This is a genomic window from Pseudoalteromonas sp. ABV4_021 (assembly GCF_056159365.1).
In genome coordinates this window covers 2,733,625-2,753,859 of the sequence record NZ_JBSWVB010000001.1, presented here as the reverse complement: position 1 = coordinate 2,753,859, position 20,235 = coordinate 2,733,625, and the positions used below count along the sequence as shown (strand labels likewise).

18 protein-coding genes and 1 riboswitch are annotated in these 20,235 nt (G+C 42.1%); of the genes, 11 read left to right on the top strand and 7 right to left on the bottom strand.

Translation table 11 applies throughout. The features are described from left to right. Positions 1–25: 25 nt before the first annotated feature. The 4 genes from ACXAFE_RS12745 to dapA are packed head-to-tail and all read right to left on the bottom strand — an operon-like array spanning position 26 to position 3,980. Complete coding sequence (locus ACXAFE_RS12745) at positions 26–1,138, bottom strand: succinylglutamate desuccinylase/aspartoacylase family protein (protein ID WP_475153188.1); 1,113 nt, start codon at positions 1,136–1,138, stop codon at positions 26–28. A 2-nt stretch (positions 1,139–1,140) separates the two neighbouring features. Beyond that, positions 1,141–2,346, bottom strand: a complete 1,206-nt coding sequence (locus tag ACXAFE_RS12740; protein ID WP_475153186.1) for a PLP-dependent decarboxylase — start codon at positions 2,344–2,346, stop codon at positions 1,141–1,143. Next, complete coding sequence (locus ACXAFE_RS12735; protein WP_475153183.1) at positions 2,346–3,086, bottom strand: 2,3,4,5-tetrahydropyridine-2,6-dicarboxylate N-succinyltransferase; 741 nt, start codon at positions 3,084–3,086, stop codon at positions 2,346–2,348. The genes ACXAFE_RS12740 and ACXAFE_RS12735 overlap by 1 nt, the downstream gene beginning before the upstream one ends. Before the next feature lie 12 nt (positions 3,087–3,098). Continuing rightward, the gene (gene dapA, locus ACXAFE_RS12730) at positions 3,099–3,980 is read right to left on the bottom strand and encodes a 4-hydroxy-tetrahydrodipicolinate synthase (RefSeq protein WP_475153181.1); all 882 of its coding nucleotides are present in this window, start codon (positions 3,978–3,980) and stop codon (positions 3,099–3,101) included. 125 nt (positions 3,981–4,105) lie between these two features. Further along, a riboswitch (Lysine riboswitch) is annotated at positions 4,106–4,300 on the bottom strand. A gap of 232 nt (positions 4,301–4,532) precedes the next feature. Here dapA and ACXAFE_RS12725 point away from each other — a divergent pair. Together ACXAFE_RS12725 and ACXAFE_RS12720 are read left to right on the top strand one after the other, a co-directional pair. After that, the gene (locus ACXAFE_RS12725; RefSeq protein WP_475153178.1) at positions 4,533–5,414 is read left to right on the top strand and encodes a Solitary outer membrane autotransporter beta-barrel domain; all 882 of its coding nucleotides are present in this window, start codon (positions 4,533–4,535) and stop codon (positions 5,412–5,414) included. Between the two features lie 187 nt (positions 5,415–5,601). Then, positions 5,602–6,651, top strand: coding sequence for an energy transducer TonB (locus tag ACXAFE_RS12720; RefSeq protein ID WP_475153174.1), 1,050 nt, complete (start codon positions 5,602–5,604; stop codon positions 6,649–6,651). A gap of 49 nt (positions 6,652–6,700) precedes the next feature. Here the strand turns inward: ACXAFE_RS12720 and ACXAFE_RS12715 are convergent, their stop codons facing one another. Continuing rightward, entirely contained in the window at positions 6,701–7,321 is a 621-nt protein-coding gene (locus tag ACXAFE_RS12715; protein ID WP_100914240.1) for a DUF4097 family beta strand repeat-containing protein, read from the bottom strand. A gap of 91 nt (positions 7,322–7,412) precedes the next feature. After that, positions 7,413–8,309, bottom strand: a complete 897-nt coding sequence (locus ACXAFE_RS12710) for a TraB/GumN family protein (protein WP_475153172.1) — start codon at positions 8,307–8,309, stop codon at positions 7,413–7,415. Between the two features lie 528 nt (positions 8,310–8,837). Here ACXAFE_RS12710 and ilvG point away from each other — a divergent pair. The 8 genes from ilvG (at position 8,838) to ACXAFE_RS12670 (ending at position 17,820) form a co-directional block, all read left to right on the top strand. Then, the gene (gene ilvG, locus ACXAFE_RS12705; RefSeq protein ID WP_475153169.1) at positions 8,838–10,487 is read left to right on the top strand and encodes an acetolactate synthase 2 catalytic subunit; all 1,650 of its coding nucleotides are present in this window, start codon (positions 8,838–8,840) and stop codon (positions 10,485–10,487) included. Further along, entirely contained in the window at positions 10,484–10,732 is a 249-nt protein-coding gene (ilvM, locus tag ACXAFE_RS12700; protein WP_010561632.1) for an acetolactate synthase 2 small subunit, read from the top strand. The genes ilvG and ilvM overlap by 4 nt, the downstream gene beginning before the upstream one ends. A 24-nt stretch (positions 10,733–10,756) precedes the next feature. Next, on the top strand, positions 10,757–11,671 hold the full coding sequence (locus ACXAFE_RS12695) for a branched-chain amino acid transaminase (RefSeq protein ID WP_010561633.1): 915 nt from the start codon (positions 10,757–10,759) through the stop codon (positions 11,669–11,671). Positions 11,672–11,735: 64 nt separating this feature from the next. Then, on the top strand, positions 11,736–13,592 hold the full coding sequence (gene ilvD, locus ACXAFE_RS12690; RefSeq protein WP_475153167.1) for a dihydroxy-acid dehydratase: 1,857 nt from the start codon (positions 11,736–11,738) through the stop codon (positions 13,590–13,592). Further along, the gene (gene ilvA / locus ACXAFE_RS12685) at positions 13,592–15,139 is read left to right on the top strand and encodes a threonine ammonia-lyase, biosynthetic (RefSeq protein ID WP_475153165.1); all 1,548 of its coding nucleotides are present in this window, start codon (positions 13,592–13,594) and stop codon (positions 15,137–15,139) included. The genes ilvD and ilvA overlap by 1 nt, the downstream gene beginning before the upstream one ends. Positions 15,140–15,245: 106 nt before the next feature. Then, positions 15,246–16,421: a methyltransferase gene (locus ACXAFE_RS12680; protein ID WP_475153162.1), complete on the top strand. Its 1,176-nt coding sequence runs from the start codon at positions 15,246–15,248 to the stop codon at positions 16,419–16,421. Positions 16,422–16,445: 24 nt separating this feature from the next. Next, positions 16,446–17,096 carry a carbonate dehydratase gene (can, locus tag ACXAFE_RS12675; RefSeq protein ID WP_010561637.1) on the top strand — a complete coding sequence of 217 codons (651 nt, stop codon included), beginning with the start codon at positions 16,446–16,448 and terminating at the stop codon, positions 17,094–17,096. Further along, entirely contained in the window at positions 17,047–17,820 is a 774-nt protein-coding gene (locus ACXAFE_RS12670; RefSeq protein WP_475153157.1) for a substrate-binding periplasmic protein, read from the top strand. The genes can and ACXAFE_RS12670 overlap by 50 nt, the downstream gene beginning before the upstream one ends. 8 nt (positions 17,821–17,828) lie before the next feature. Here the strand turns inward: ACXAFE_RS12670 and ubiK are convergent, their stop codons facing one another. Beyond that, entirely contained in the window at positions 17,829–18,089 is a 261-nt protein-coding gene (gene ubiK / locus ACXAFE_RS12665) for a ubiquinone biosynthesis accessory factor UbiK (RefSeq protein ID WP_010561639.1), read from the bottom strand. A gap of 130 nt (positions 18,090–18,219) precedes the next feature. On the opposite strand from ubiK, the gene rep reads away from it, so the two are divergent. After that, entirely contained in the window at positions 18,220–20,232 is a 2,013-nt protein-coding gene (rep, locus tag ACXAFE_RS12660; RefSeq protein ID WP_475153154.1) for a DNA helicase Rep, read from the top strand. Positions 20,233–20,235 lie beyond the last annotated feature (3 nt).

The window sequence follows — 20,235 nt, the reverse complement described above, 5'->3', positions numbered from 1 at the left end:
CCAAAGGGGACTTCTCACGCAACTGTTACAATTCAAAGTAGTTTGTAAAAAATTTATAAAGCTCAGTACCTTGATTTACGCTGGCTGAAGCAAAGTGCAAAATTGCTATGCCATCTTGCTCTAGGGTAATTTCATTTAGTGGCTGCTCAGACAAATAGCGTTCCATACGTAAAATTTTGGCAATGGTATCGCCTGCTTTTACGTGACTACCGAGCGCTGATGTGTATTCAACCATGCCACCCATCGGGGCGTAATAAGCAAGATAATCATTTAAGTAACAGGCGTAGCGGGTAATGGCTTGTGGCTGGTAATGTGAATCTTGCAATGCTTCTTTATACGTTAAATAGCTTAGTATGCTATTTGCATCGTTAGCGGCTTCTGTCAGATCAATCTTTTCTTGAGATCCCAGTTCAACGGTAAAGGCTTCTACTAAAACGGGAATGTCGCGACCTGCTTTTTTATAGGTTTGGCTTAGTTGCCACCATGGACAAAAATTCGCTTCGTCCATTGCGCCATCAAATTCATTTGGAATAAGTAACACGTGCTCAATATCAAAATAACGGGCACTGTCTTTGGCATATTCTGGGCAATATAAATGCTTAGCTGAGATAGGACCTGTGTGTAGGTCGAGCACAATGTCTGCCTGATGCGCTAATTTTTGTAAGTTTAAAGCAATTCGCTTACCCGTATTGAGTGCGTAACTTGGCCCCTCTAAAATTTCGGTTGTTGCATTGATTAGGCGCGATTGAAACGCGCTTTTAATCGTTGCGATATCAGCATCCAAATATTCCGCAACAAAGCCATCGACCAAAGCCGAGTGGTTTTGATACATGCGGTTCCAGTTGGTCCCCGTAATTGGATCAAAGCGCCCTAAGGTAAACTCCCCCGATTTTTGATTACAACCAATAGGGTTTGCATAAGGCACTAAGGTAATGTTCGAAGCCAACGTCTCGCGCTTTAGCTTTTCAAGCAACTGATATATCACCGCGTTGCCTTGTACTTCTGCACCGTGCATATTGGCTTGAATATAAACATTTGGCCCTGTGCCATTTCCTTTAAGGCGATAAACCGGAATAGTCAGCGGTAAGCCGTTGGCAATTTCACCAACTTGAATGTTTTCTTGGGTGATTAGGTTCATAGTTACCTCAAGTAGTAATCAGCGCTTTCGCTTTGTCTGACACATGTTACGACGCCATTTTTTACGACAAATTCTGCTGGTAATTCATGGCATAAAAAGTACGGCATACTTTCAGTAAAGCCATACGCGCCACATTGGGCAAAAATAAGCCAGTCAGTGTCGTTAATATCGTTGGCTAATTCAAATTCGCCTAAGCTATCTAATGCTGTACAAAGCGGTCCGTGCACTAAATAGGGTTTAGTTTTGCTGTCTGTTTCACGCAATAACTCAGCAGGGAATGCCTGATTGGTAACCGCAGGGCGTAAAATGTGGTTAATACCGCCAGCAACAATGAGTTGATTAGCACCGTAGTTTTGCTTTTGTTCAACGACAGGATTGGCATAAAAACCCACTTCGCCAACCGCATAGCGACCGAGCTCCATCCAAAGCTCTTCGCAACCTACCGCATGCTTTATTGTTGCCAGTGCATCTACTAATTCTTGCCAGATAAGCTCTGTGCTTGATGCGCAATAAGGAATACCTAGGCCGCCGCCTAAATCTAAAATACGTAGTTCAAATCCGAGTTGCTTACTTAAACTTTGTAATGGTGCAATCATGGCACGCCAAAGCTCAGCTAGCTTCTCTGTGCTGAGCATATTGCCCCACTGAAAAATATGTAAACCAGCAAAGTCGAGCGATGGGTAATCGGCAATATTCAATGTGGCCCAGTCGTCACAGCCAAGCCCAAACGGCGTTAAGCTATCGCCACCTAGCGGGTTCTTTTCGCTATCAGGCCAGCGCAGCTGCACCCGCAATAAAATTCGCAGGGTTATGTTATGTTCACTCGCAGCTTGGTTTAACCATGTCACTTGGTTGTGACTTTCAGCAACAAAGGTGCGAACACCTTTGTTGAGAAAATGCTGGATCTGCTTTTTTGATTTTGCAGGTCCAGTGTTGAGCACACGTTTTGCGTCTATGTCTTGGGCTAAAACTTGATTTAGTTCGCCGCTGCTTGCTACATCAAAGTCAAAGCCACATTTATCCAACGTTTGGATGATCGCTGAAAGCGGGTTTGCTTTTACTGCGTACCAAAGCTTCACCACATTTTGTGACGTTAGCTGCGTTAAATGTGCTTCTAGCTTATCTAAATCGTATAGATAAAACGGCAGATCTGTTTGTTGGCAAAGCTCTGCAAGTAATTGACGTTGTGGTGTACTCAAAAAGCTCATTAACGTAAAGCCTCTTCCAGTTCTAATGATGCATCGCTTTGTTCATCACGATATTTAACGATAAGGGCACATGACATGCTTAAGCCTTGCTCACGACCCCATTCACTTGATGAAGGGCGTGAGCCAGGAATAACAATCGCATTTTCTGGAATTGGTTCGCCTTTTTCTAATACGCGCTCATTTACACAGTCATAAACAGGAATAGTCGCAGAAAGACGCACGCCCGGTGCAAGTACCGCACCTTTTTTAACGACCACACCTTCAACGATGACACAACCTGCGCCGATAAATGCATCATCTTCAATTACTACAGGGCTTGCGCCAACAGGCTCCAATACACCGCCAATTTGCACTGCAGCACTTAAATGTACGTTTTTACCAACTTGAGCACATGAGCCTACTAATGCATGGCTATCAACCATAGTGCCGGTGTCGATGTAGGCACCAATATTCACATAGGCTGGTGGCATAATTACTGTGCCGCTTGCAACATAGGCACCTGGGCGAATACTCGTACCGCCTGGCACCATACGTACACCTTCTTGTGCAGAAAAACCGCGTACAGCAAGGTTATCTTTATCTACAAAACCACCTGGAAATTCAGTATTAGTACCATTTTTGAAAACATCTAAAATGCCTTTTTTAACTTCAACGTTCGCGTGCCAATTACCATTTTCATCTTGGTTTGCTGCGCGTAAGGTGCCGTTTTCTAGGTTTTTTAATAGTTCTTGCCAGTTCATAGTACTTCTCTCTTAATTCCAAGATAAAATTGTTTGATTAGCAGCGAGAATTGCTGCAGGTGATTCCAGCTCATGATGGGTAAGCGGTGGACGTAAATTTGGGGTGTTGAGCTTGCCTTGCTGGTGCATTAGCACTTTTACCGGCACAGGGTTAGCTACTTCAAATAAGCTATTTACCGCGTCGCTCCAAGTAGTAAACAGGTTTGGTGTGCCTAAAAGTGATCTGCGAACAAACTCTGCGGTTTGTTTAGGCCATGCGTTGGCAGCAACCGACACTAAACCTTTTGCGCCAGCTTGGGCAAAATATGGCATTAAGGCATCATCGCCACTGTAAATAGCCACATTAGGATTGCTGCCTCTAAATACTTCAAATTTACTAATGTCACCACTGGCTTCTTTTAAAGCCCATAAGTTGGTGTGATGACTTAGTGCTGATAACAGTTCAGGAGCAAGTGCCACGGCGCTGCGTCCTGGCACGTTATACAACATGCAAGGAAGTTCTGTGGCACTGAGTAATGTACCAAACCACTGAATTTGGCCTTTAATGCCGGGTTTGGCGTAAAGTGGTGAACCTAGTAATAGTGCGTCAATCGGTTGTTGGTTACAGAATTCTAACCACTCAAGTTGTTGCGGTAAGTTGACCCCGCCTACAGCAACCATCAAAGGTACAGTCGGTGATAAATCACAGACAAAACGCACGATTTGCTGCTGCTCAGCGATGGTTAATGCTAAACCTTCACCTGTGCTGCCGAGTAATAAAATGCCATTGTTGGCATCTTGTTGATCTGCTACCAATTGCGCAAGATTGTCATAGTCAACTTCACCCGTCTCAGTGAAAGGCGTGACTAATGCAGTCCACAGCGGGTACTGCGTTAAATTAAATTGTGATTTCATCTCTAGCGAACTTAATATGTGTTCGAAGAAGGGATAAGAGAAAGGCTTAGTCCAGCTTCGAACAACTAAAAATTCGAAGAGCAATGGACTTAAAAAATAGATAAGGCGAATGGCCTTATTTTTCTAAGACCAGAAGCTCTCCACCAAACATATTTACTTAATACAAGTAATTGGTGACAGTCGCCGGGATTCAGCCCAAGCGCCCGAGATAAGTTATCAGCAAAAAAGCTTATCTCTCGGCGTTAATTCCCCTCATTCAGTGTCTTTGGAGTTTGCTCCCCTCAACTGAATTACCTGAATAACGCACCTCTTCCAGCCCTAAGTTAGCCGCTACTTTAAATAGCCACTAACGTAAAATAGGGTGATTGAGCGGCAATTGAAACATTTTGGACGTCTAAATGTCAATAAAATTTATTTTAGAGCACTGCAATCGCATGATGTTTAATGATATAACTAGCGGCTATTACTGTTGAAATTAAGTAAAAATAGTTAGTTGTGAGAAAGTTAGTATTTCTGTTATGCGTTTTTATAAGCTTGCCATGCTATGCATCGGTGAAAAAAGCCTATGAGGAATCGTTTGCGTCGTCGGTTGTATTAAGTGACTCTGACGTAGTGCGCTTTGGCTTTGGTAACTTTGACCCGGTAAATATTTTAGAGCAGCTCGGAGATGATGCAGGCGATAAAAGTGTTGATTTAAGAACTCAGCTACAAGTGTTTGCACTGCCTTATACCTACACGTTAGACGAAGATTCACGCATAAACATGCACTTTTCTTATATTTCACAGTCGCAAGACATATTGCTGGATGATGTGACCATTCCCGATGATAGCCATGATCAAATCTTCACCGCTTATGCCGATTATGAAACAGCGCTGTATCGTTACGATAATTGGTTGTTAGAATGCTCAATTGGTGCGCATGTGATGCATTACGACAATATTCACGACTACAACAGCCCTGAAAGCCGCGCCGCTAAGGCAGAAGTGGAAGGTATTTATTTTAATACAACTGCAAACTCAGTTTTAACCGATATGGGGTTAACTCTCAGTCGTAGAAAAGCCAGTCGTTGGGGACATTGGCTCGTTAAGTCGAGCTATAACCACTTTTTTGGTAAAGGATTTGGTGGTGATGATGCAACGCGTGATTCAACCCCATCAGGTTGGTATTTTGCGAATAGTGTTAGGGCAACAATAAAACTCGACCAAAAGTTAAAACATACCGAGTCAATTTATCTTAAATTTCAGCGTGTTGATTTGGGTGGAGACGCACGTAGCGCCTTTAGCACAGGTCATTATTACGAGTACGGTGGCGGCTTATTAATTGACACTCGGCCGTGGACATCTTGGTTTGATAATATCGGCATTGGCTTGCATTACAACGAGGGTAGTGTACTTAGTGGCGGCAGTATTGTAATCTACTTCAACGAAGAGTAACTCCAACTCACTGTAATCGTTATCATTCTAGTGAGCTTAACGCCATGCTAACTAGGCCTAAATTTATCGATGCAATGTAACTCTATGAGACAAATACCGTCTTATTAGCACTTCATTTATACAGCTCGATATTTGAAAATAGACGCAAAGAGTTGGTTAACGCCATAAATATAAAAGGACTTAGATAATGATTCTATTACCGCTTATAACGTTGTCTGCGAGTGCCTTGAGCGCAGCTGATACATCTGATTTAGCAAACAAAACTGAACAACTTCACTTAAATACCATTGTCAATGCTGAGGCAATTGAACGTGTGCCGCCTAAATATCCAATTAATGCTGCGCGTAACGGTAAAGAAGGTTGGGTGCAACTAAGTTTTGTAGTCGAACCTGATGGTTCAACATCTAATATTATTGTTGAAGATTCCTCTAATGAGGCATTTGAAAAGTATGCACTGCGCTCAATCAAAAAGTGGAAATACTCACCAGCCACTAAAGATGGTAAGCCAATTCAGCAATGTCGAAATCAAGTACAGTTGGACTTTAAATTAAGCAACACCCCCAAAGGTGCGTCAAAGTGGTTCTTTAGGCAATATCGTTTAGCAAATCGTTATCTTGGAGAAAATAAACTAGAAGATGCAAAAGAAATTGCTAAAAAAATTGAAGAAAAAGGGCGCTGGAATGCCTATGAAGATATGTATTATGCAATTCTTAACTCATTGATTGCAGAACAATCAAAAGATAACGAAGCCGAATTTAACGCGATTAAGAGTGTATTAGGATATCGCGAGTTGCAAAAAGAAAAGCAGTACAGTGCCTTTGCTGCGCGTGCATTTAGTTTAGCGGTAGAGCTACAGGAATATGGTGATGCGCGTTCGATTTTTACAACACTTAAAAGGCATTACCCTGAAAATGAAAAGTTAGCGATGCTTTCGCCTTACTACAATCAAGTAACGGCGTATTTAAAAAGTGACAAACCAATTATTATTAATGCACAAATAAGTAAGCGTGATTTTTGGAGTTATCAGCTCGAACGCAGTGCTTTTATCATTGATAATGTGGTTGGTAATTTAACTAATCTTGAAGTGCGTTGTGATAATCATCATTCACAATTTTTGGTTGAGTCAGGCAATAAATGGCAAATTCCTGAGTCTTGGGGAAGCTGTTTTGTGTATGTGTTTGGCGATACCAATGCTAAGTTCACATTGGCCGATGTTCACGGCGAACAAAAAATCTAAATAATAAAAAAGGCGCTTAATGCGCCTTTTTTATTACTTGTTGCGTATTTTATTTACGCACTTTGATATCACCCACACCTACTTCGGCTTCAATGCTGTGCTCGCCTGCGCCAGAGTAGCGTGTTTCAGAGCTTACAATATTACGTGTGCTTTCTAAGTCGCCACTAAAGCCTTTGATGCTAGTATCGCCTACACCCGTTGATAGTTCGATGCGCTTAAAGTCATCAAGTACAGTGTCGACACGAATTGAACCAACACCTACTTCTGCTTCAAGTGAGTTTTCAAGCTTTTCTACATCAATGCTGCCAACACCAATCTCAATGTCGATCGCTGCATGCTTTGGCACTTTTACAACCCATTCTTGACTTAAGTTTTCTTCGTCAATTTCAAGTGAGATGCGGTTATCACGAACGCGTTTACTTAGTTCTACATTTGATACATCACGGTTTTTTGAAAACCAACCTTCGTCTTTGCCTTCAATTTCAATTTCAATGCTAAGCTCGTTGCTATCTACTGTGATAATTTCGATGCTGCCCACAGGGAAATCAATCTCAAGATTTTGGCCTTGGTTTAATGTAAGAGTTTCAGTAATACGTTTTTCATCACCAGCGTAAAGATTAGTTGAGATACTTGCGGCGATTAATGTCATTGCTAACGCTAATTTTTTCATGATGATTATTCCTTTTGATGACTGCGCTTAATCAGTTTTAACTGTTTGTTATTTAGTTAGACGCAGGCATCAATTAAAAAGGTTTAAAAAATTATTTATTTTTTTTCGAAAGTTTAAATCCTTCCTTTTCAAGAAGCTTTAGTAAACCCTGTGGACCGTATAAATGAAGTGCGCCAACAGCAATAAAATGTGGCTGTTTGGTTAGAGGAGCCTTTAACTGATCTACCCAGTTGTTATTGCGATCAGTAAGCAGTACTTTTTCAGTTAACGCGCTGTAGCTGTCACCCGTAAAGGTCTCGCGGTAGTAGCTTTCAAGTGCGCTATCGTTGCCTCGTTTCCAGTTACCAATCAGACGATTAAAGTACTTATCCATATCAGCCAGTTCTTTTAAACCGTCTTCAATCATTTTGTTGTTATGTTTGCTAAATCCTTTAAACATGCCCATTTGTTGCTCTAGCGTTTCTAGTTGCATAATCGGAATTTGCAAACGTTGCGCGACATTCATCACTTGCTTGTCGATACCAAAGGAATCTTGGTAACCTGCTTTTTGGTATTCCATTAGGGTGATCTGTAGCATTACAGCGAAGGGTTGCATCTGCTGAAAAAGCTCCATACCAAGGCCTAACTTCGCCATATAACTGCTTAGCGCTTTGTAATTCTTAGCGGATAACTCAGACTGTAATGTTTTACCTGCAGGCAGCAGCATATAGTTCATCATTACTTGCTGCTGTTCTATTGGGTTCACCTTAGATAGATCAACCTCAACAACCAGTTTATCGGCTTTTTCAATCGCGCTTTTTACGTAGCTTGGTAATCCCGCCATTTGTTGATCACCCAAGTGCACAGTGCCAAGCAAATAAGATGTCACGCCATTTTTTTCAATTTTCCACAGGCTTGGGTTGATGTTGCTGTTTGCAAATACTGGTAGAGTTAAACCGAGTAACAAAATGGGTAGTAGCAGTATTCGTGTAATTAAGAAAAGTCGCATTGCAGATCCTTGCGTTAAGAATTAATTTTGCTTATCAGTGTACTTGATAGCGCAATATTAGTCTTTGCCTAATTATTAACAAAAAAGTTATAAGACTTTTAAAAATAAAGCGATATTCAAATAAGCGTTAGTCTTAGCATATACAATCTTTAAAATTGTATAAAATGGATTTTTTATTCTTTTTATATGTTTTTTTATGCTTATCTTGGTTTTAAGTTAATTCTATTGATTTAAAAATGCATAGATTTCTTGATTGACTTTTTTACTCATAAACGATACTAATAAAAAAGAAGCCAAGCAGACGAACGCTTGGCTATTTTGTAAAGAATTTATGGTTGCTTAAACACATGTTTAAAACAGTAAACGTACTAGTCCTAATTATTAACGTGGTGATTATTATTACCGCGGGGGCTTCGTAGTGCTGTAGCAAAAGTTAAGCATTGAGAGAGCCCCCGAACTGAAAAGTCCGGGGGCTTTTTTTTGGCAGTAAGAAAATGAGTAAGTAGTAAACATCACAGGGTAGAGAAAATGACAGGTGCAGAGTTAACAATCGATTTATTAGCCAAACATGGCGTGAAAGAGGTATTTGGATACCCTGGTGGTGCGATTATGCCAATTTACGATGCGCTGTATGGCTCGCCTGTTACTCACTATCTAACCCGTCATGAACAAGGCGCTGGTTTTGCCGCTGTTGGTTACGCAAGAAGCACAGGCAAACTGGGTGTTTGTTTTGCAACTTCAGGCCCTGGCGCGACAAACCTTATCACTGCACTTGCCGATGCCATGATGGATTCTGTACCACTGCTTGCAATTACCGGTCAAGTACCTACCGCGGCGATTGGCTCAGATGCCTTTCAAGAAGTCGATGTGTTGGGTATGTCGCTAAGCTGCACTAAACACAGCTACATGGTAGAACGAGCTGAAGATTTAGCCGAGGTTTTACAAGAAGCGATGCATTTAGCGCAATCAGGCCGACCAGGCCCCGTGCTTGTGGATATTCCAAAAGATATCCAAATGGGTGCTGTTAACTATCATCCTTGGCTTGCGGCAGATGACTACAAACCTGAATTGAGCCAATCGGAACTAACCAAAGCTAATGAACTACTAAGCCAAGTGAAAAAGCCACTGGCGTATGTGGGTGGCGGTGTACAAATGGCAGATGCACAAGATGAGCTAATGCAATTCTTAAAAGCGACTAATATGCCAGCGGTAAGCACATTAAAAGCGCTTGGTTCTGTGACACCCGATTATGCCTATAATCTCGGTATGTTGGGCATGCATGGCGGTCAAGCAGCGAACTTAGCAGTGCAAGAATGCGATTTGCTAGTGTGTATTGGTGCTCGTTTTGACGACCGTGTAACAGGTAACCTTGCTAAATTTGCCAGTAAAGCTAAGGTTATCCATTTAGATGTTGATGCTGCTGAGGTAGGTAAGCGTAAACCAGTTAATGCCTCACTGGTTGCTGATTTAAAAGATTCATTACCGCATTTAGCGACGCACAAAAGTAATCCAGAATGGTTGGCGCATATCAGTCACATGCAACAGCAATATGCATGGCGCTATGACTACCCTGGTGAAAAAGTATATGCCCCTTATTTATTAAACCGTTTAAGCCGTTTAATGCCAAATAATGGGGTAGTGTGCTGCGATGTTGGTCAGCACCAAATGTGGGTTGCGCAACATATGACGTTTTCGCATCCAAGTAATCATTTAAGCAGTGGGGGTGCAGGCACTATGGGCTTTGGTTTACCCGCCGCAATCGGTGCGCAAATCGCTCGTCCTAACGACTTTGTATTAACTGTTTCTGGCGATGGTTCAATCATGATGAACATTCAAGAGTTGGCCACAATTCGCCGCAACAACTTACCCGTTAAACTACTTATTTTAGATAACCAGCGTTTAGGTATGGTTAGACAGTGGCAGCAACTTTTCTTTGATGGTCGCTACAGTGAAACAAATCTTTCAGATAATCCTGACTTTGTACAATTAGCCGCTGTTTTTGGTATTCCGGGTGAAACCATCACCCATGCAAACCAAGTCGATGAGGCGATAGATAAATTAGTGGCGAGTGAAGGCCCTTATATTCTTCACGCGTGTATAGATGATAAAGAAAATGTTTGGCCATTAGTTCCGCCAGGCGCCGCAAATGATCAAATGCTAACTGAGGTGGCAAAATGAAGCACAACTTATCAATCGAAGTGAAACAACAAAGTATCGCATTAGAGCGGTTTTTACGTGTAACACGCCACCGCGGGTTTAATTTAACTTCAATGAACATTGAGACTAGCGAAGAAAAGTATATTGTAAATATGATGGTAGACAGTGACCGACCTATTTATTTATTAACACAACAATTAAAAAAGTTAGTTGAAGTAAACCAAGTTGAAATACTTGAACAACAATCGATAGCAGCAACTAGCTAATTATTATTTTTAAGGTTTTAGAGAATGTCAGATTTAATTTGGTTCAATGGCAAAATTATCCCACAAGAACAAGCAACTACTCACGTACTTAGTCATGCGCTGCACTATGGTAGCTCGGTATTTGAAGGTGTACGTGCATATGAAACGCCAAATGGTCCAGCTATTTTCCGTTTGCAAGACCACACCAAGCGTTTATTTGATTCAGCAAAAATTTACCGTATGCAAATCCCTTACACAGCTGATGAAATTAATGAAGCGTGTAAAGCAGCAGTACGTGAAAACGGTTTAAAAAATGCGTATCTACGTCCGTTTGCGTTTTTAGGCAATGTGGGATTAGGCGTAAATCCTAAATCTCATAAAGCGGACGTTGCCGTTGCTGCAATGGAATGGGGCACGTATTTAGGTGACGGCGCATTAGAAGCGGGCGTTGATGCGTGTGTTTCGTCATGGAACCGTTTAGCACCTAATACCATGCCAACAGCAGCAAAAGCTGGTGGTAACTATTTGTCATCGCAGCTAATTTCAGGTGAAGCAAAACGTAACGGTTACGTTGAAGGCATTGCACTTGATGTAAATGGTTACCTTAGTGAAGGTGCTGGCGAAAACCTATTTATTGTTAAAAATGGCGTAATCTATACGCCACCAACAACCGCTGCAATTCTGCCGGGTTTAACACGCGATACCATGATGTATCTTGCGAAAAAAGCGGGCTTTGAAGTACGTGAAGAATCAATTTCGCGTGAAGCGCTTTACCTTGCAGATGAGTTCTTTATGACAGGCACAGCAGCAGAAGTAACACCAGTGCGTAGCGTAGACCAAATTGAAATTGGTACAGGTAAGCGCGGTGAAATCACCGAGCAATTACAGCAAGCGTATTTTGATTTAGTGAAAGGCCAAACAGAAGATGAAAATGGCTGGTTAACACTAATCAACGAATAATAGAAAAACACGACATATTTATTGGGAATGAGGAATGGGGCAGAGCCCTAAAATGAGGTAAACCATGGCAAAATTAAGAAGTGCAACAACAACTGAAGGTCGTAAACGTGCTGGTGCTCGCGCATTGTGGCGTGCAACAGGGATGACAGATAAAGACTTTGGTAAACCCATTGTTGCTGTGGTGAACTCATATACCCAGTTTGTACCGGGTCATGTTCACTTAAATCAACTCAGTGAAATGATGGCAGAAACCATTCGTGATGCAGGCGGTGTACCGCGTGAATTCAATACTATTGCTATCGATGATGGTATCGCTATGGGTCATGGCGGTATGCTGTATTCATTGCCTTCACGTGACCTAATTGCAGACTCTGTTGAATACATGGTAAATGCACATTGTGCTGATGCAATGGTGTGTATTTCGAACTGTGACAAAATCACCCCAGGAATGTTGTTAGCTGCACTTCGCTTAAATATTCCGGTGATTTTTGTATCAGGTGGTCCAATGGAAGCGGGTAAAACGCGCCTTGCTGAAATTGATATCAAGCTCGATTTAGTTGATGCCATGGTAAAAGGTGCCGATCCATCGGTAAGCGATGAAGATTCAGATCAAGTTGAGCGCAGTGCTTGCCCAACCTGTGGTTCGTGCTCAGGTATGTTTACCGCTAACTCAATGAACTGTTTATTAGAGGCACTAGGTTTAGCGCTGCCTGGTAACGGTACCACATTAGCAACGCATAAAGACCGCAAACAACTTTATGTTGAAGCGGGTCGCCGTATTGTGGATTTATGTCGTAGCTACTACCGTGATGAAGATGATTCAGTACTACCTCGCAATATTGCCGATCGCAGCGCGTTTATCAATGCCATGACATTAGATATTGCAATGGGCGGTTCATCAAATACGGTATTACATATCATTGGAGCAGCGCAAGAAGCGGGTGTTGATTTTGATATGACTCATATCGATCAGCTGTCACGTCAAACACCTTTCTTATGTAAAGTAGCGCCAGCAACACCTGAATATCACATTGAAGATGTACACCGAGCAGGTGGCATTATGGGTATTCTTAATGAGCTTGGTAAAGCAGGCAAATTAGAACTAAATGCAGGCCATGTGGCTGGTGGCACTTTAGGCGAACTAATTGAAAAATGGGATGCCACTAACCCTGACAATAGCGCCGCGCAGAAATTCTATAAAGCGGGTCCTGCGGGTATTCGTACCACTAAGGCGATGAGCCAAGAAACACGCTGGCCTGAACTCGACCTAGACCGTGAAAATGGCTGTATTCGCAGTGCCCAACATGCGTTTAGTCAAGATGGTGGTTTAGCCGTGCTTTACGGCAACCTTGCGCCAGACGGTTGTATTGTTAAAACCGCTGGTGTTGCAGAAGGCATGTTGGTATTTAAGGGCACGGCGAAAGTATTCGAATCCCAAGATGATGCAGTTGACGGCATCTTAGGTGGTCAAATTGAAAAAGGGGATGTGGTTATCATCCGTTATGAAGGGCCTAAAGGTGGCCCTGGCATGCAAGAAATGTTGTACCCAACAAGTTACTTAAAGTCGATGGGTCTTGATAAAGATTGTGCGCTATTAACGGATGGACGCTTCTCTGGTGGTACATCGGGCTTATCAATTGGTCACGCATCTCCAGAAGCTGCTAGCCAAGGGGCAATCGCGTTGGTTGAAAACGGCGATGAAATCGTCATTGATATCACTAAGCGCAGCATTGATATGACTGTTAGCGACGAAGAGCTGGCAGCGCGCCATGAAAAGCAATTAGCCCGTGGTAAAGATGCCTACAAACCAGTAGATCGTGTACGTAGTGTAACACCAGCATTAAAAGCTTATGCGCTATTAGCAACCAGTGCTGATAAAGGCGCGGTACGCGACCTTAAAAAGTTAGAGGAGCTTAGTTAATGGTCTCCCAAGAGCTCGATTATTTTCGCGCTATTATCCAAGCCAACATGGAGCCCTTGGCAAAAGTAACGGAGGTCAGCCCTGTTACCAGCCTTGAGCAGAAACTTGGCAATCATATTTGGCTAAAGCGTGAAGATCAGCAGCCGGTATATTCGTTTAAATTACGCGGTGCGTATAACAAATTAAAGCAGTTACCAAAAGGCTCTCAAGTAGTTACCGCATCGGCAGGTAACCATGCTCAGGGTGTAGCACTTAGTGCCAGCCACCTTGGTCATACAGCACGTATTGTAATGCCAGTGACTACACCGGAAATCAAAGTAAACGCGGTGCGCAATCTAGGTGGCGAAGTGATTTTACATGGCCATCACTTTGATGCTGCGAATGCCTATGCACTGGAAATTGCTGAAAAAGAAGGTGCGGTGTTTGTACCACCGTTCGATGATAAAGATGTGATCATCGGGCAAGGTACCATTGCGCGCGAACTGATGCAGCAGTTGCCATTACTTGATGCGGTATTTATTCCGGTAGGCGGCGGTGGCTTATTGGCAGGTATGTCAATTTATTTAAAGTCATTGCGCCCAGACATCAAAGTGATCGGTGTTGAAGCTGAAGACAGTGCTTGTTTAAAAGCAGCTATGGAAGCTGGTGAACCGGTTGAACTTGAGCGCGTAGGCAGTTTTGCCGATGGTGTAGCGGTTAAAATCATTGGTAAAGAGACCTTTCGCTTAGCACAAAAGTACTGTGATGAAGTCATTACCGTTTCGAGTGATGAAATCTGCGCCGCGATGCAGGACATTTTTGTCTCAACCCGCGCTGTTGCCGAGCCATCAGGTGGTTTATCACTCGCAGGGCTTAAAAAATGGGTAGCACAAACGGGTTCAAAAGGTAAAAACCTTGCGGCAATTTTATCAGGTGCAAACCTTAACTTTGATCGATTGCGTTATGTGGCAGAGCGTACTGCGCTAGGTGAGCATAATGAAGCACTTTTAGCGGTAACTATTAAAGAAGAAAAAGGCAGTTTTAAAAGTTTCTGTAAGGCTTTAAATGGTCGCTCAATTACGGAATTTAATTACCGTTACACAGGCCCAGGCGATGCTGAGATTTTTGTTGGTGTTGGTTTGCGAAATGGTGAAGCAGAACTGGTGAGCTTAAAACAAGAGTTGACTGATAAAGGCTATGCTTTTGTTGATATGACCAATAACGAGCTTGCTAAATTGCATGTGCGTTATATGGTTGGCGGTAAACCGGGTGAGCAGCTATCAGAGCGCTTGTTCCGTTTTGAGTTTCCTGAATACCCTGGAGCGCTTGAGCGTTTTCTTGATACCTTAGGAGCAAATTGGAATATAAGTTTATTCCATTATCGCAATCATGGTGCCGCAACTGGAAATGTGTTGGCTGCATTTGAAGTGCCTGAACAAGATAACGCTGCCTTTAGTGAGCACTTACAACGTTTAGCTTATGCTTATCAAGAAGAAACAAACAATCCGTGCTATTTGCAGTTTTTGTCGAGTAAAGCACAAAAGCTCGCGCAGGTAGCAAACAGCTAACGTAAACAACTTATCTAAATGCCCCGGTTACCGGGGCATTTTCTATTCTGAACATCACAGCAAGATTTGCTATCATAGCGCTATTCAAACCTAGCCTGTGTTGAAGATGTCTCACACCGCACTTTTTACCGCAATTGATACGCTATTAACTAAAACACAAGCCTATTGGCAATGTATTGCTTTTGCATCGCGCGAAATACCTTGGCCGCATTTAACAGAAATCCTGCTGGCGTTATCTGACGATGATGTTGAAAAACTTGAAAGCAATCAAATTGAGTTGCAGCGTTACTTGGCAAATCTTATTCCTGAATTAGACAATGTTGAACGCTTGTTGCAACTGCCAAGCGCAAATAAGCAAATAGCTGAATTTCCGTTTTGGCTTACAAACGGTATTAAAGGCAACAAGATTGCACAATTAGAAAGCTTTGTGATGCAAACAGCAGAGCAAAATTTACCCCTGCTGGAGTGGTGTGCAGGAAAAGGGCATTTAGGGCGGTTATATCATTTTGCCCACAAGGTGCCGGTACAGAGCGTAGAAATACAGCCTCAGCTAGTGGCTAAAGGGCAACAGTTGGCACAGCAGTTTGGTTTAGATATAAAACTGGCTGAATTGGATGTTTTATCTGAACGTGCGGCAGATTATTTACAGCAACATCAACATGCAGTGGCACTTCATGCCTGTGGCGGGCTGCATCAAGCACTTATTAAGCATGGTGTTGCCAAGGGCACTAAATTAATGAGTATTTCACCGTGTTGTTATCACTTATTTCAGCAATCTGAACAGTATGAAGCAATGAGCAATATTGCTAAACAGTCTCAGGTTACTTTTACTGCCAGTGATTTAAAACTTGCGCTGCAAGAAACAGTTACCTCAGGTAAGCGTATTTTACGTTTACGCGAAACTGAAACAGTATGGCGCTTAGCATTTGACTGTTTACTTGATGATGTACTTGGAAAAGACAGCTATCTTCCGATGCCGTCCGCCAAAAAAGCGTTATTTAGTGGCGAATTTAGTGATTTTTGCAGATGGGCTGCTCAGCAAAAAAATATCACTTTACCAGAGCAAATAGATTATGCAGCTTATTTAGCAAAGGGCAGATTGCGACGTCAAGTTACGCAGCGTATAGAATTAGTGCGCCATGGCTTTAGGCGTTTAATTGAGCTTTGGTTGGTGCTTGATCGCGTTTTATATTTGGAGCAATTTGGCTACCGCGTTACACTCAGTGAGTTTTGTGAAAAGCAAATCACACCAAGAAATATACTAATTCAGGCAAAAGCCTAAAAACTATCAGGAACGCAAACACTGATGAATAAATTAGCGCATCTTTTTGTTAAGAATCGCTCGTGGGCAAAAGAAACAACGGATCGGGATCCTGAGTTTTTTAAGATTCTTTCAATGCAGCAAAATCCCGAATATTTATGGATAGGCTGTGCCGACTCCCGCGTACCCGCAAATGAGATAGTTGGCTTATTACCTGGCGAATTATTTGTTCATAGAAATGTAGCAAATATGGTAGTACATACCGACCATAACTGCTTGTCTGTACTACAATATGCAGTAGAGGTTTTAAAAGTTAAGCACATTATGGTGGTTGGCCACTATGGTTGTGGTGGCGTAAAAGCAGCGCTTGACGGCATTCGACTTGGTTTAATTGATAATTGGCTGCGTCATGTTGTCGATGCGCGCGATAAGTATGAGACTGAACTTAGTAGTTCTGTTAGTGAGCAGCAAAAGTTTGATCGCTTATGTGAAATAAACGTCATTGAGCAAGTGAAGAATGTGTGCCAAACAAATATCGTGATGGATGCGTGGGAAAGAGGGCAAGCATTAGAAGTCCATGGCTGGATTTATGGGTTGGCCGATGGCCATATTAGAGATTTAGAAACCAGCATTAATGGGGCGAACGATGTGGCAAAAATTTATAACAATGCCGTTCAAGGTGTGTTTAGTCGTTAGTGCGTATTTTGCGTTAACAGCTAATAATGCCTATGCCGAGCAAGTTGTACCACAAACGACAGAACAAAAAATAACACTGCGTTTTGCAGTGCCGCATTTTCCACCGTACATTTATTTAAATGAAAATAAAAAGCTTGCAGGGCAAGGTATTGTGCGTGTAACGCAAGTACTTAACAACTTGGAAGTGAACTACGAGTTTGAACTTGTTGCAAATTACGGTGTGGCGCTGCGTGAAATGCGAAGTGGCAACGTTGATGGTTTTTTCTTAGCGACGCAAAATCGTTTTCGCGACCGTATTGCAAAAATTAGCGATGCGGTACTCATTAATAATTGGAGCTGGTTTTATAAAACATCTAATGTAATTGATGTGAAACACAGCGGATTTCGCGAACAAGCAAAAATAGGCACTATTTTAAACACCAATACGCAGGTGTGGCTGCAAGATAATAATTATCCTATAGCAACTCTTAGTAACGATGTGGATACGCTAGTTGAAATGCTGTTAGCTGACCGACTAGATGCGGTGTTTTTATCGGAAAGTGTATTTGTTCATGCGTTATCAAAACGCTCGCAAAACCTTGATAATATAGCAAGTATTATTGAAGCAAGCAGAGATTTCTCTGTTTACTTTTCAAATAACTTTTTAGTAGAGCACCGCTGGTTTTTAGACGCATTCAACAGCGAGTTAGCAAAATTAAAAGCACAGGAAAAAGAAGCGCTTTAGCTTCTTTTTTATTCTGCGTCTTTATCGGCAAGCTTTGCTTCTAGCTCGTTCACACGTTGTTCTAAAATCGCCAATTTCTCGCGTGTTCTTAATAATACTTGGCTTTGTACCTCAAAATCTTCACGGCTAACAAAATCCATTTCACTTAATTTATTTTGAATAGCTTGTTTTGTTTTGCCTTCCAATGTATCTGCTAAGTTTTTAACACCTTGTGGCATGTTTTCAGTAATTTGCTTGGCAATTTCTTCAAGTTTAGCTGGGTTAATCATAGTCAAATTCTAGTAATAAAAACTGTGTTTAGTTTAACCCATCATGGCTTGCAGGCAAAGACAATCCTTGCGCCTGACATAGCTGCATTTTAAAATCCCTTTCTTTGTTGTATTAATGCAAGCGATTTTAATGAAACTCAATCCTAAACAAGATGAAGCGGTTAAATATATCAGTGGGCCATGCCTAGTACTGGCAGGCGCTGGCTCAGGTAAAACCCGTGTAATCACAAATAAAATTGCCTACTTAGTGCAAAAGTGCGAATACAAGGCACGCAATATTGCGGCGGTAACCTTTACCAATAAAGCCGCAAAAGAAATGCGTGAGCGTGTGGCACAAACACTGGGTAAGCAAGAAGCGAAAGGGTTATGGGTTTCTACGTTTCACACGCTTGGCTTGGAAATTGTTAAAAAAGAGCTGGATGCACTGGGATATAAACCAGGTTTTTCATTATTTGACGATCAAGACAGCAACAAACTCTTGGCTGATTTAACAGAACCCGAATTAAAAGGCGATAAAGACTTACTTAATCTGCTAAAAATGCAGATTTCTAATTGGAAAAATGACCTTATTTTGCCACAGCAAGCCATTGCCGAAGCCAGAGAGCAACAAAAAGTACAATTTGCTCAACTTTATGCGCGTTTTCAAAATCAATTACGCGCTTATAACGCGCTCGATTTTGATGATTTAATTATGATCCCAACTTTGCTGCTAAGCGCTAAACCAGAGGTGCGTGAACGCTGGCAAAATCGCTTTCGTTATTTGTTGGTGGATGAATATCAAGATACCAACACCAGCCAATACCAATTAGTTAAACTGTTAGTGGGCGAGCGAGCGCGCTTTACAGTTGTAGGCGATGATGACCAAAGTATCTATTCTTGGCGCGGGGCAAAACCACAAAACCTAGTGCTGTTGAGTAAAGACTTTCCCGGATTACGTTTAATTAAACTTGAGCAAAATTATCGTAGTGCGGGGCGTATTCTTAAATCAGCCAACATTCTTATTGCAAATAACCCGCACGTTTTTGATAAAAAGTTATTTAGTGAATTAGCTTATGGCGAACAGATTAAAGTTATTGCGACAAAAGATGAAGAGCATGAAGCTGAGAGAGTGGTTGCTGAGATTATTTCGCATAAATTTATGAAGCGCACCAGCTATAAAGATTACGCAATTTTGTATCGTGGTAATCACCAAGCAAGGGTATTTGAAAAAGCCTTAATGGGAAGCCATATTCCGTACAAAATTAGCGGTGGTATGTCGTTTTTCTCACGTGCAGAAATTAAAGACATTATGGCGTATTTAAGGTTGTTGGTGAATCAAGATGACGATAACGCCTTTTTACGTATCGTAAATACACCACGCCGTGAAATTGGTCCTATCACACTTGAGAAATTAGGATCGCTGGCGAATGAAAAGCACATTAGTTTGTTTGCTGCGTGTTTTGAGCCTGAATTATCATCGCACTTAGCTGGGCGTGGTTATAATGCGTTAATGGGTTTTGCCCGTTGGGTGGTTGAGCTTTCAGATCGTGCAACTCGCGGAGATACTCTTGAAGCTGTAAAAGACATGGTACGCGAGATTAATTACGAAGATTACTTGTATGAGACTTCAACCAGCGCTAAAGCTGCTGAAATGCGAATGAAGAACGTGTCGGAACTGTACCGATGGATCACCGATATGTTAGTTGGTAGCAGTGATAACCCGCCGCTGACCTTACCTGAAGTTGTGATGAAGCTAACACTGCGCGACATGCTTGAACGCAATGAAGAAGAAGACGAGTCAGATGCGGTGCAATTATTGACATTACACGCATCGAAAGGCTTGGAATATCCTTATGTGTTTATGGTAGGCATGGAAGAGGGATTGTTACCACACCAAACCAGCATTGATGAAGATAATGTTGAAGAAGAAAGGCGTTTAGCTTACGTAGGCATTACTCGTGCGCAACAAGAGCTGATTTTAACCTATGCAAAAGAGCGCAGAATGTTTGGTGAAACGGCAACGCCAGAGTTAAGTCGTTTTGTTGCTGAAATGCCACAAGATGATCTTGCTTACGAAATGCGAAAACAACCGCAAAACCAACAACAACGTATGGAAAAAGGCCAAGCGCGAGTTGCTAATTTACGCGCCATGTTAAAGAAATAACGT

Bases quoted from the DNA above. Each gene is read 5' to 3' on its own strand.
- ACXAFE_RS12740 (WP_475153186.1), bottom strand. From the start codon at position 2,346: ATGAGCTTTTTGAGTACACCACAACGTCAATTACTTGCAGAGCTTTGC.
- ACXAFE_RS12670 (WP_475153157.1), top strand. From the start codon at position 17,047: ATGTGGCAAAAATTTATAACAATGCCGTTCAAGGTGTGTTTAGTCGTT.
- ubiK (WP_010561639.1), bottom strand. From the start codon at position 18,089: ATGATTAACCCAGCTAAACTTGAAGAAATTGCCAAGCAAATTACTGAA.
- ilvM (WP_010561632.1), top strand. From the start codon at position 10,484: ATGAAGCACAACTTATCAATCGAAGTGAAACAACAAAGTATCGCATTA.
- ilvG (WP_475153169.1), top strand. From the start codon at position 8,838: ATGACAGGTGCAGAGTTAACAATCGATTTATTAGCCAAACATGGCGTG.
- ilvA (WP_475153165.1), top strand. From the start codon at position 13,592: ATGGTCTCCCAAGAGCTCGATTATTTTCGCGCTATTATCCAAGCCAAC.
- ilvD (WP_475153167.1), top strand. From the start codon at position 11,736: ATGGCAAAATTAAGAAGTGCAACAACAACTGAAGGTCGTAAACGTGCT.
- rep (WP_475153154.1), top strand. From the start codon at position 18,220: ATGAAACTCAATCCTAAACAAGATGAAGCGGTTAAATATATCAGTGGG.
- ACXAFE_RS12720 (WP_475153174.1), top strand. From the start codon at position 5,602: ATGATTCTATTACCGCTTATAACGTTGTCTGCGAGTGCCTTGAGCGCA.
- ACXAFE_RS12735 (WP_475153183.1), bottom strand. From the start codon at position 3,086: ATGAACTGGCAAGAACTATTAAAAAACCTAGAAAACGGCACCTTACGC.
- ACXAFE_RS12745 (WP_475153188.1), bottom strand. From the start codon at position 1,138: ATGAACCTAATCACCCAAGAAAACATTCAAGTTGGTGAAATTGCCAAC.
- can (WP_010561637.1), top strand. From the start codon at position 16,446: ATGAATAAATTAGCGCATCTTTTTGTTAAGAATCGCTCGTGGGCAAAA.
- dapA (WP_475153181.1), bottom strand. From the start codon at position 3,980: ATGAAATCACAATTTAATTTAACGCAGTACCCGCTGTGGACTGCATTA.
- ACXAFE_RS12695 (WP_010561633.1), top strand. From the start codon at position 10,757: ATGTCAGATTTAATTTGGTTCAATGGCAAAATTATCCCACAAGAACAA.
- ACXAFE_RS12680 (WP_475153162.1), top strand. From the start codon at position 15,246: ATGTCTCACACCGCACTTTTTACCGCAATTGATACGCTATTAACTAAA.
- ACXAFE_RS12715 (WP_100914240.1), bottom strand. From the start codon at position 7,321: ATGAAAAAATTAGCGTTAGCAATGACATTAATCGCCGCAAGTATCTCA.
- ACXAFE_RS12710 (WP_475153172.1), bottom strand. From the start codon at position 8,309: ATGCGACTTTTCTTAATTACACGAATACTGCTACTACCCATTTTGTTA.